Consider the following 10742-nt stretch of genomic DNA (forward strand, 5'->3'; position numbering starts at 1 on the left):
AACACGCTTTTCCCGCTGGCAATCACGACTCACAATAATGGATTAACGAGAATCAATTAAAGAAATTCTGTTTTAGCATGTTATTCTCCATATACTAAAAACACCATAAACACCAATTTCATTCCACCCAAATTTATATACTTTCTAATTTTTTAAGAAAAGCGCCAAAGAGAAAATCTCTTTGGCGCTTTTTGATTTAAACATATTGTTATTTGTTTTCGTATTCATCTAACAGTTCAGCAAAAGATTTGTTCTTTTCTTTTTGCTTTCTATCAAATTCTGATTGTGCTTGGCGTTCTTCTTCTTGAAGACGTTCTACATCTTGCAATTGTTTTTTTGCTAATTTTAATTTTGCGATAACATCATCTTGAAGTTGGTCTGACAATGTGTTGCCTTGTTCACGTTCAGAACGAATAGGTTGTTTGTGCACATGTTGTTTCTTTTTTACCATCACTTTTCACCTTCTACCTTATGCTCTTTTTACAATTGTAGCCACACCTTGGCCGCCACCAATACATAAAGTGGCCAGGCCAGTTTTTGCATCTTGTTTAGCCATTTCATGAAGAAGTGATACGAAAATTCGTGCACCACTTGCACCGATTGGATGTCCTAAGGCAATAGCTCCTCCGTTAACATTCAGTTTTTCGTGGTCAAATGTAAGCTCTCGATCAACTGCTATTGATTGTGCTGCAAATGCTTCGTTCGCTTCCACTAAATCAATATCAGCCATTGAAAGGCCCGATTTCGCGAAAACATTTTTTACAGCTTGAACTGGACCTATTCCCATCACTGATGGGTCAACGCCTGCTGAGGCATTTGCCACAATCGTTGCAAGTGGTGTTAATCCTAATTCATCTGCTTTTTCTCTCGACATAACAATAACAGCGGCTGCACCGTCGTTAATCCCTGAAGCATTTCCTGCGGTTACACTACCTTCTTTTCTAAATGCTGGTCTTAACTTACTTAATTTTTCAGCCGTCGTGCCACGTTTTGGATATTCGTCTGTATCAAAAACAAGCGGTTCTCCTTTGCGCTGTGGAATTTCAACTGAAACGATTTCGTCTTTAAACTTCCCGGCATCAATTGCTTGAACAGCACGTTCCTGTGATCGAGCTGAAAATTCATCTTGTTGTTCACGAGAAATTTCGTAGCGATCACATAAATTTTCTGCTGTTTCGCCCATATGATAATCGTTAAAGGCACACCATAAACCGTCTGAAATCATGCTATCTACTACTTTTTGATCACCCATTCGGTAACCTTCGCGTGCATTTTTTAATAAATAAGGAGCTTGGCTCATGTTTTCCATACCACCAGCTACGACAATGTCTGCATCCCCAGAAATAATCGCTTGAGTTGCTAAATGGATTGCTTTTAAGCCCGATCCACAAACTTTATTTATAGTCATTGATGGAATGGTTTCAGGAAGACCCGCAAAAATGGCTGCTTGCCTCGCTGGGTTTTGTCCAAGTCCTGCTGATAGGACATTTCCCATAATAACTTCACTAACTTGGTTTGGCTCAACTCCAGCTTTTGCTAAGGCTTCTTTAATAACAAGAGCACCTAGTTTTGTAGCCGGTATGTCTTTTAATGCCCCTTGGAATGAACCTATTGCTGTGCGAACAGCACTTACTACAACCACTTCTTTTGTTGACATATTGTTTCCCCCTAATTCCATATGTAAATAGATTTACTTGCTAGCACCCCAGTCCTATCATTAGAATAGAATAAAGGAGTGATAATATGTTTAGTTTACCAAACGATGTGACAATTATCGAGGTTGGCCCACGGGATGGACTACAAAATGAGAAAAAAGAGGTTTCTACAGAACAAAAACTTTTGTTTATAAAGGCACTACAAGAGTCCGGAATTAAAGAAATGGAAATTACTTCTTTTGTTTCACCTAAGTGGGTTCCCCAGATGGCCGATGCAGCAGATATTGTTGAACATGTTCAACAGCAAGGACGACAATTCGTATTAACGCCAAATGAAAAAGGTGTCACAAGAGCGATTGAAGCTGGAGTAAAAAGTGTCGCGGTTTTTGTTGGTGTTAGTAATTCTTTTAATTTAAAAAATATTAACAAAACAACAGAACAAAGCATGCAAGAATTAAAACCTATTATCAATCAATTAAAACAACAAGGGTATTTTGTTCGTGCTTGTATCTCCACAGCATTCTACTGTCCTTATGAAGGGGAAATTAATGTTGAAGACACCTTAGCACTTTGTAAAGAATTCGCTAGCTGGGGTATCGACGAACTAAGTGTGGCCGATACTATTGGCATGGCAAATCCACAAGAAAGTTATTCATTATTCTCTTATTTAATGCGAGAAATACCGAATGTCTTAATGACCGCACATTTTCATGATACAAGAAAAATGGGTTTAGCAAATATATATGCGGCACTTCTAGCTGGCGTGTCTCGTTTTGATACTTCAGCGGGTGGTCTTGGTGGGTGTCCATTTGCACCTGGAGCTACAGGCAATGTAGCAACTGAAGATGTCGTGAATATGCTACATACAATGGGAGTGCAAACAGGCATCGATATGAATTTATTATGTAAAGCGGTATCTATTATTGAACCTTCCGTCTCAAGACCTATTGAAACTGGAATGTATACATTATATAAAATGGAACAATAAATTTAGGAGGAATCCTCATGAAACGTCGCATTCTTTGGATCACCAGTATTCTATCGAGTATTATGACCTTTGGAGCGGCAATTTTTGGTTTCATGGTAACAAGCCGTTTGATGTACTTAAAGAAGAAAGACGATGACTTTATATTAAATCGAGAAATTACTGCAAAGAGATTTGACGAAGTTTGGTTTAGCATTGTTAGAAAGACCGAAAAATGGATTGATAGTCCAAATGGTTATCCAATTAAAGCAATCTTTTTAGAGCCATTGAACACGAATAACTATGTCGTCATTTGTCATGGTGTTACAGAAAACAAGACGAATTCTTTTAAATATGCACGACTTTTTGAACGATTAGGTTTCAATTCTGTCGTTTATGATCATCGAAGACATGGTGATTCTGGCGGTAAAACGACTAGTTTTGGATATTATGAAAAAATGGACTTACAATCAGTTATAAAAGCTGTAAATGATTATGCTGGTGAAGATGCCATTATTGGAATCCATGGCGAATCTATGGGTGCAGCTACAACTATATTATACGCAGGAACGCTTGAAGATCATGCTAATTTTTATATTGCGGATTGTGCTTTTTCTGATTTTACTGATCAGCTATTATACTTAATGAAAAAAGAGACACCTCTACGAACAATTCTGGCCATAAAATTAGCTGATATATTTCTACGTGTTCGAGATGGTTACTCCCTGAGACTTGTCTCTCCTAGAGAAGCTGTATTGAATATAGAGAAACCAGTATTATTTATTCACAGCTTGCCGGACGACTTTATTTTGCCAGAAATGTCACAAGAACTATATGATTTGAAACAAGGTCCAAAACAGCTAAAACTATTTAAAATAGGTGCCCATGCGCAGTCTTTTAATCAAAATGCAATTGAATACGAACAAACAATAGTAGATTTTTTAAAGACCTATAATTTATTACCGAAAACATAAAAATAGCACTCTTAGCGAGTGCTATTTTTATTTTTGCGCTTTATTCATTTGGTTCATCATTTGTTTAACTTGCTTTTCAGAAGGTTTACGTCCCATTTGAGCCATCATCATGCGAAGCATTTGTTCGTTAATTGGCGGATTCTCTTTTAAGTACTTCATCATATATTTACGGGCAGCAAAGAAACCAATTGCAGCTCCAGCTATTAACGCTATAACAATGAATAAAATCCAAAGACTTGTTGCCATAGTATTTTTCCTCCTTCAAGATGTTCGACCAGAGTTTTTATCTCCAAGAAGGATTATACAACAAAATCTTTCTTCTTACTAGACGAAGTCAAGAATTTCAGTAAAAGATTGCATAGAGTCAATTTTTATCGGCTTTAGCCAACCGAAGGAAGCTTCTTCCTGTTGAAACGCCATATAACAATCACTAGAATCAGATAGACCAACAAACAGATCTAAATCTAGCATTTGCGATCCTTTGCACCAAACATGTACACAGTAAGGCTCGAATTTCATATGTATCGAACCTTTTACGGGATGTTCAAGCACCAGTTTGTTACAGTCTTGTTCTTGATGTGAAAACAAACGGCTTAGCTTTCTATCTAAATTTTTTTTAATAAAGTCTTCATCAATTTTTTCGCAAACATAGGTCATTTCATTATGATCTTGGCTATTTTGGATATGTTCTCTTCCAAGTAATTCTTGTAACATCTTTTCCCGACCTAAAACGAATGGCTGATATGCCTTTTTAATGTGAAAAATTTTATATGTTCGCATATGAATACCTCCACCTTTTATATTAGTATAGAGGGTTAAAGTTGCTGATGTTGTCGAACCGCGAATATTTTTTGCCACTATTTTTGGCGAAAAAAAACAAGTAGTGGCGAAAGCTCACTACTTGTTTTCGTTTATTTATTAAGTAAAGATTTAACTCTAGCTACTACATTTTCTATAGAGAATCCAAATTCTTTCATGACTATTTCACCTGGTGCACTTGCACCAAATCGGTTAATTCCTAAAATACTTCCTTCGTCGCCTGTATAGCGTTCCCAACCAAATGAAACACCCATTTCAATTGCAAGACGTTTTTTTACTGTTTTTGGTAATACACTATTTTTATATTCATCATCTTGTTTTTCAAAAAGATCCCAAGACGGCATAGAAATAACAGCAACGTCAATACCTTCTTCAGCTAAAACTTGTTGTGCATCAACCGCAAGTGACACTTCAGATCCTGTAGCTAATAATAATACATCAGCTAGTTCTTTATTTGCAGGTGAGACGACATATGCTCCTTTTGCAACACCTTCACCAGCAAGCGAAGCTGAGTGTTTAAGAACAGGTAAGTTCTGTCTTGATAAAATTAATGCTGTTGGCGTAGATTTAGATGATACTGCCAACTTCCAAGCTTCTGCAGATTCGTTGGCATCGGCCGGACGAATAACAGATAAGTTTGGCATTGCACGTAACGACGCTAACTGCTCTACCGGTTCATGCGTTGGACCATCTTCACCAACAGCAATGCTGTCATGTGTAAATACATAGGTTACAGGCAATCCCATCAAAGCAGATAATCGAACAGCCGGTCGGACATAGTCACTGAACACGAAGAATGTCCCACCAAACACATGTAACCCACCATGCAAGGCCATGCCATTTAACGCTGTCCCCATTGCAAATTCACGAACCCCAAACCAAATGTTTCGACCTTCGTAAGAATCACTAGAGAAATCGCCAGCACCTTTAATTGTTGTTTTATTTGATCCAGCAAGGTCCGCGCTACCACCAAAAAATGATGGAACAGTTTTTGCAATAGCGTTTAATACGTCGCCTGAAGATGAACGAGTTGCCACTGAGGTTCCTGCTTCATACACAGGAATTTCTGAGTCATAGTTATCAGGGAGTTGTCCTTTAATTGCAAGTTCTAACTGCTCTGCAAGTTCTGGATATGTAGTCTTATATTCAGCAAATTGGTCATTCCAAGCTGATTCATTAGCTCCACCCAGTTTTTGTGTTGCTTCTTTGAAAGTTGCATATACTTCTTCAGGGACATGGAAATCTTGTTCGAAAGTCCATTTGTAATTTTCTTTTGCCAACAACGTTTCATCTCTACCAAGAGGTGCACCGTGGGCATCAGATTTACCGGATTTGTTTGGAGAACCAAAACCAATGACTGTTTTCACTTCGATAAGTGTTGGTTGACCCTTATGGTTTTTAGCTGATTCAATCGCATTTGTAAGATCTTCAAGCGAGTTTCCATCTGCCACATGCAAATAGTTCCACCCAGATGACTCAAAACGTTTTTGAATTCTTTCAGAAAATGATTTATTTAAATCTCCATCTAACGAGATATCATTGCTATCGTACAGGATGATTAGTTTATCAAGTTGCAAGTGTCCAGCAAGAGAAATTGCTTCTGCACCAACACCTTCCATCAAATCTCCATCACCACATAATGCATACGTGAAATGGTCAATGACCTCATGGTTTGGTTTATTATAGGTAGCCGCTAAATGGCGCTCTGCCATTGCCATTCCAACAGACATTCCGATACCTTGTCCAAGTGGGCCAGTTGTTGCCTCTACACCTGGTGTATGACGATATTCAGGATGACCAGGAGTTTTAGAATCCCATTGTCGGAATTTTTTTATCTCTTCCATTGGTAAGTCATATCCGCTTAAATGCAATAAACTATAAAGTAACATGGAGCCGTGACCTGCTGAGAGTACAAAACGATCCCTATTGAACCAACTAGGGTTTTCTGGATTATGACGTAAATGCTTTGTCCAAAGTGTATAAGCCATTGGAGCTGCCCCCATTGGTAAACCCGGATGACCTGAATTTGCTTTTTCAATTGCATCGATAGATAAAGTACGGATGGTACTAATGGCTAGTTGATCTAATACTTGAGACATTTTTTGACTTCCCTTCTAATATAAAAATTTTCTACTCACTCTAGTTTAGTCAACTTTGGACAATCTAACAATAGATTATATAATGTTGATTAATTCAACAACTTTTTTTCTTTAATTGCTTTCACTTTATCGGGTGTTACATCATTACCTTCAGGATCCAAAACTGTTACGTTTTCTATGGTATCTTTCATAGAAGAGCGAAACGTTTCCAAATATTCTTTACGTAATGCCGTTTGTTCTTTGCCTTCCTCAATTGTAAGACCATCGGACTTAGATTTTTTTGATAACTCATTTATTCGTTTAATTTTATCAGGGGATAACATATTGTGTTCACACCTTTCTACTATTCATGCTTAAACGGTATGCAAAAAAGACTTGAAGCGCAAGTAATTAGCCTTCAAGTCTTTCATTATACTCCATATATCTTCGATGTACTGTTGCTTTACTTACTGGAAAACCAAATCCTCTTAAAGTTGATGCGATTTCTTCATATGTTAAACCATTTTTACGCAGCTTCACAATTTCTTCTATCGGGATTTCTTTTCTTTCCCGACCTAATGGATTCCCTTGGTTTTTTAGATTTTTTTCGGGTTTAAATCCATGATTTACCGCTCTCCTCATACCTCTGCGGATTTTGGCATTATGCAACTTACGTTGATATTCTTCAACTAAGGCTAAGATTTCCAGCATCATTGTGTCCATTTCATTTAAACGGATAGATCCTCCGTCATTTAATGATATTACTTGAACATCTAATTTTTTTAACATGTGTAATATCGCCATACGCGAATTACCTCTACCCAATCGTGTTTCATCTTGGATAAAGATGGTTGTAATTGAATAAGTTTTGACAAAATCCATCATATCGAGAAGACCTTCTCGATCAACAGAATAACCACTCTGTTGATCTATAAACACTTCTCTTACAAAGTGCTTTTGTTCTTCAGCAAATTGACGCAACTCCTCTTCTTGACGAGATAAAGAAGTTTCTTGTGATTCCTTTTCAGTACTTACACGACAGTAAATGACAGCAGTATTTTTATTTGGCATTATTGCGTATCACCAGCATATTCAGTATCTAAATTAGAATTATGTTGATAAAAATTGTTTGGAATAATAAGTGATTTCCCTGCATGAATCATTTGCGTATTTAAATTGTTTGCTACCATAACTCCCGAAATCCATTCCTGTTTAGGCATATCTCCACCATATTTATCTGATAACATCCAGAGCGTATCTCCATCATTAATAAGAATTTCATTAACAGATTCCTCTGGATTAGCAATGAATAGTACAAAACACCATGTACAACTAAAGATAACACATACTAATAATGCTATGAATGGATTGTTTTTAATAAAGTTCATATATATACCCCCAAATAGAATGTTTGTTCGTAATTTATATTCTTACTATAAACCGAACAAGTGTTTCTTGTCAACAATAATTAGAACCTATGTTTGCGTTTTATTCAAACCATTGTTATACTAAACTTAGTTATTTAAATGAGACTAACAATTAGGTAAAGAGGTGAACTAGTTGAAAAAGGTATCAAAAAGACAAGATGATATATTGACTTTTATAAAAGATGAAGTTCGTAAAAAAGGATATCCACCGTCAGTAAGAGAAATTGGCGAAGCAGTAGGGCTTGCTTCTAGTTCAACAGTCCATGGTCATTTAGCAAGACTAGAAAGCAAAGGATTGATAAGACGCGACCCAACAAAACCTAGAGCAATTGAAATATTAGAGATTGATAACTTGAGTGAATTACGACCAAAAGTGGTAAATGTACCTTTGATAGGAAAAGTTACTGCTGGTTTACCTATCACAGCAATTGAAAATATCGAAGAATTCTTCCCTCTACCTGAAACCTTTGGAACTTCTGAAGATAATCTATTTATGCTAGAAATTATGGGAGAAAGCATGATTGAAGCTGGCATTTTAAATGGTGATTATGTTGTTGTTAAACAGCAGCAAACCGCAAATAATGGAGACATTGTAGTTGCTATGACTGAAGATGATGAAGCAACTGTTAAACGTTTCTTTAAAGAACAATCTCATTTCCGTCTTCAACCAGAAAATTCATCTATGGAACCTATAATAGTCGATCAAGTTTCAATTCTCGGAAAAGTTGTAGGTGTCTACCGTCATATACATTAACTAAATTGAAGCCCCCATACAGTTAATATGTAAGGGGACTTCAATTTAGTTAATTTTTACTACACAATTTTATTAAAGTATGCTATACTTATTTTGAGCCGATATCACGCCGACTGACATTTTCATCTTCAGTCGGCCTTTTTGTGTTTTTTTTTATCAAATTTAGTCACAGTGTCGATCATTTTATTCCTTTATCTTTTAAATATTGCGTATTACGCCGTGCTTTAAAGCTGACATCATTGTTTTTCCACCAAGCCCACATGGATATTACAAATGTTATTAAAGCCGTTGCACCTAGTTCTAACTCTGCATCATTAATCGGGATAGGACTATTGCCTTTCATAACCAAATAATGATTAATCCAAGCTACAAATAGAACGATCGTCCGAACAATCATTCTTATGTCAAATGGGGCTTGATTCTTCGGTTCGCCCACGTACCTACCTCCTTCTCTTGATTTTCTTATCTTATCTTATGTAATAAAAATTCAAATTAGTATTAGATCATGCATATAATTTTTCCTCAACTTCATTATCTGTATTTCTATGAATAACCTTACGAGTTGGTAATGGTTCAGTATTGACATTTTTATTATGTAATAAAAAATGAAGTCAAGAAAGGGAAATAACGAATTAGTGTTGAATCTAATAAAAGAAGATTTCTTTCTTTTAATGAAAAATGATGAATAGGAGATTCTAATTTGGAAAACCTACAACTTAACGATGTAATACGTGAACTCATAGTTCTAGATTTAATTTGTCAAGATGAAAAACTCAACTTAAACATCGCTATCTTTGGTGGATCTTCATTACTGCTACATCTTGGAGATGATTTATTTCGATCCACAAGAGATATTGATTATACTGTTGATGCTTTTTCAAGTGGAGAAAAGCTAGAGAAGATTATGGACATGATGCCAGGATACTTTCACAATCTCGGAGGACATCCAGAATTTCCAGACAAAGAACTATATAAAGAACATGGAATCGAATATAAGGAATGGGAAGGCATACAATTTAAAAATTTGAAATTTTTTTTACCTTCAATTGAAATGATTGCACTTTCAAAACTAATGAGTAAAAGGGAAAAAGATTTAGAGGATTTAAAGACTACTCCTATGTTAAATAAATGTGATTTGAATAAGTTAAAAGAATTTATTGATGATTGTCAAACATACTTATTCAATACAGTAGAGTACAACTTCCACGAATGGGATGATATACTTAAGTTAAGAGGATTGTCACAGTCATTATCATAATTCAGTCATATAATAAAGATAGGAAAGGAGGAGCACACATGGCGAAGCTTGTAGGTGTTCGTGCTACTGTTAATCGAGAAAAACGTTACATGTTAAAAAACGGTACTTCTTATCGGAAGAGTACTGCAGTTCTTGCATCACGACTTTTAAATAGATTAGTCTCTTCTAACCAGTCTGATTTGACTCAGCAAGAACTGGTAAGGCTAGTGAAAAAAAATTATCATGTAAATGATGAACGTGCTAATGACGTTGCGAAAAATGTATATGTTCACATTAAAAGTGCAAATGATCGTGTTCGATTAGCAAAATACTATCAAAGAGCAGATGAATTAATGAACTATAATAAAGATCTTTAAGGTGTTAGCTGTCATTAGCTAACACCTTTTATTGTTCCCGAGATTTTGATTGTATATAGTTCAAAACATTCTTTGAACTTTACTCTCACATTGCCAACACTTTATTTCATACCTAATACAGTTGAAAACTGTTTCTTGAAATTAATAGTTAAAATATTTGAGAAAGAAGGAATATAGAAAATATTCATAATTAGAGTTGATAACTCTAGGATACCTAAGTCTTCACCCAAAGATTTTGACAAGAACTTCTTCTATACTGGTATCCTCCTCCACAACTTACGTAGGACCTCCACCTCACTGGATTTTATAGGCAATATAGATTATTTCCCTTCCTTGTGTTTCTTTAAATTTAATTTTATTACAGGTGAGTCAATCATAACAACTCAATTCGAGATTATCCGTTTATTTTAGAAAGGTATCGTTTGATTGTAGCGCAAGGCGGCGACTCCAGTGGGAA

Annotated in this window: 14 protein-coding genes; 5 read left to right on the forward strand and 9 right to left on the reverse strand. The window is 36.0% G+C overall.

What is annotated here, in order from left to right; all coding sequences use genetic code 11:
• Positions 1-208 precede the first annotated feature (208 nt).
• On the reverse strand, positions 209-451 hold the full coding sequence (locus B371_RS0104840) for a YqkE family protein (RefSeq protein WP_019413175.1): 243 nt from the start codon (positions 449-451) through the stop codon (positions 209-211).
• An 18-nt stretch (positions 452-469) separates the two neighbouring features.
• On the reverse strand, positions 470-1657 hold the full coding sequence (locus tag B371_RS0104845; RefSeq protein WP_019413176.1) for an acetyl-CoA C-acetyltransferase: 1188 nt from the start codon (positions 1655-1657) through the stop codon (positions 470-472).
• Positions 1658-1743: 86 nt separating this feature from the next.
• Here B371_RS0104845 and B371_RS0104850 point away from each other — a divergent pair, with 86 nt between their 5' ends.
• Both B371_RS0104850 and B371_RS0104855 read left to right on the forward strand, forming a co-directional pair.
• Positions 1744-2643, forward strand: a complete 900-nt coding sequence (locus tag B371_RS0104850) for a hydroxymethylglutaryl-CoA lyase (RefSeq protein WP_019413177.1) — start codon at positions 1744-1746, stop codon at positions 2641-2643.
• A gap of 17 nt (positions 2644-2660) precedes the next feature.
• The gene (locus B371_RS0104855; protein WP_019413178.1) at positions 2661-3593 is read left to right on the forward strand and encodes an alpha/beta hydrolase; all 933 of its coding nucleotides are present in this window, start codon (positions 2661-2663) and stop codon (positions 3591-3593) included.
• 27 nt (positions 3594-3620) lie between these two features.
• On the opposite strand, the gene B371_RS0104860 is transcribed toward B371_RS0104855, so the two are convergent.
• The 6 genes from B371_RS0104860 to B371_RS0104885 form a co-directional block, all read right to left on the reverse strand.
• Positions 3621-3839: a YneF family protein gene (locus B371_RS0104860; protein WP_019413179.1), complete on the reverse strand. Its 219-nt coding sequence runs from the start codon at positions 3837-3839 to the stop codon at positions 3621-3623.
• A gap of 78 nt (positions 3840-3917) precedes the next feature.
• Complete coding sequence (gene sirA / locus B371_RS0104865) at positions 3918-4373, reverse strand: sporulation inhibitor of replication protein SirA (protein ID WP_019413180.1); 456 nt, start codon at positions 4371-4373, stop codon at positions 3918-3920.
• Positions 4374-4504: 131 nt separating this feature from the next.
• Complete coding sequence (tkt, locus tag B371_RS0104870) at positions 4505-6511, reverse strand: transketolase (protein ID WP_019413181.1); 2007 nt, start codon at positions 6509-6511, stop codon at positions 4505-4507.
• Positions 6512-6600: 89 nt separating this feature from the next.
• Positions 6601-6834, reverse strand: coding sequence for a DUF896 domain-containing protein (locus tag B371_RS0104875; protein ID WP_019413182.1), 234 nt, complete (start codon positions 6832-6834; stop codon positions 6601-6603).
• 67 nt (positions 6835-6901) lie between these two features.
• The gene (locus B371_RS0104880; RefSeq protein WP_019413183.1) at positions 6902-7561 is read right to left on the reverse strand and encodes a recombinase family protein; all 660 of its coding nucleotides are present in this window, start codon (positions 7559-7561) and stop codon (positions 6902-6904) included.
• On the reverse strand, positions 7561-7878 hold the full coding sequence (locus B371_RS0104885; RefSeq protein ID WP_019413184.1) for a LysM peptidoglycan-binding domain-containing protein: 318 nt from the start codon (positions 7876-7878) through the stop codon (positions 7561-7563). The genes B371_RS0104880 and B371_RS0104885 overlap by 1 nt, the downstream gene beginning before the upstream one ends.
• Positions 7879-8050: 172 nt before the next feature.
• On the opposite strand from B371_RS0104885, the gene lexA reads away from it, so the two are divergent.
• Positions 8051-8671 (forward strand): transcriptional repressor LexA, encoded by a 621-nt coding sequence (lexA, locus tag B371_RS0104890; RefSeq protein WP_019413185.1) that lies wholly within the window; start codon positions 8051-8053, stop codon positions 8669-8671.
• A gap of 178 nt (positions 8672-8849) precedes the next feature.
• On the opposite strand, the gene B371_RS21305 is transcribed toward lexA, so the two are convergent.
• Complete coding sequence (locus tag B371_RS21305) at positions 8850-9107, reverse strand: phage holin (RefSeq protein ID WP_019413186.1); 258 nt, start codon at positions 9105-9107, stop codon at positions 8850-8852.
• 264 nt (positions 9108-9371) lie between these two features.
• Between B371_RS21305 and B371_RS0104900 the strand changes: the two genes are divergently transcribed.
• Together B371_RS0104900 and B371_RS0104905 are read left to right on the forward strand one after the other, a co-directional pair.
• A complete protein-coding gene (locus tag B371_RS0104900; RefSeq protein WP_019413187.1) occupies positions 9372-9929 on the forward strand; it encodes a DUF6036 family nucleotidyltransferase in 558 nt (185 codons plus the stop codon).
• Positions 9930-9967: 38 nt separating this feature from the next.
• Positions 9968-10285: a hypothetical protein gene (locus tag B371_RS0104905; RefSeq protein WP_019413188.1), complete on the forward strand. Its 318-nt coding sequence runs from the start codon at positions 9968-9970 to the stop codon at positions 10283-10285.
• Positions 10286-10742 lie beyond the last annotated feature (457 nt).

It is taken from the genome of Paenisporosarcina sp. TG20 (assembly GCF_000286315.1).
GTDB lineage: Bacteria > Bacillota > Bacilli > Bacillales_A > Planococcaceae > Paenisporosarcina.

Excerpts from the sequence above, each read along its gene's own strand:
- B371_RS0104840 (WP_019413175.1), bottom strand. The coding sequence starts at position 451 with ATGGTAAAAAAGAAACAACATGTGCACAAACAACCTATTCGTTCTGAA.
- B371_RS0104845 (WP_019413176.1), bottom strand. The coding sequence starts at position 1,657 with ATGTCAACAAAAGAAGTGGTTGTAGTAAGTGCTGTTCGCACAGCAATA.
- B371_RS0104850 (WP_019413177.1), top strand. The coding sequence starts at position 1,744 with ATGTTTAGTTTACCAAACGATGTGACAATTATCGAGGTTGGCCCACGG.
- B371_RS0104855 (WP_019413178.1), top strand. The coding sequence starts at position 2,661 with ATGAAACGTCGCATTCTTTGGATCACCAGTATTCTATCGAGTATTATG.
- B371_RS0104860 (WP_019413179.1), bottom strand. The coding sequence starts at position 3,839 with ATGGCAACAAGTCTTTGGATTTTATTCATTGTTATAGCGTTAATAGCT.
- sirA (WP_019413180.1), bottom strand. The coding sequence starts at position 4,373 with ATGCGAACATATAAAATTTTTCACATTAAAAAGGCATATCAGCCATTC.
- tkt (WP_019413181.1), bottom strand. The coding sequence starts at position 6,511 with ATGTCTCAAGTATTAGATCAACTAGCCATTAGTACCATCCGTACTTTA.
- B371_RS0104875 (WP_019413182.1), bottom strand. The coding sequence starts at position 6,834 with ATGTTATCCCCTGATAAAATTAAACGAATAAATGAGTTATCAAAAAAA.
- B371_RS0104880 (WP_019413183.1), bottom strand. The coding sequence starts at position 7,561 with ATGCCAAATAAAAATACTGCTGTCATTTACTGTCGTGTAAGTACTGAA.
- B371_RS0104885 (WP_019413184.1), bottom strand. The coding sequence starts at position 7,878 with ATGAACTTTATTAAAAACAATCCATTCATAGCATTATTAGTATGTGTT.
- B371_RS0104905 (WP_019413188.1), top strand. The coding sequence starts at position 9,968 with ATGGCGAAGCTTGTAGGTGTTCGTGCTACTGTTAATCGAGAAAAACGT.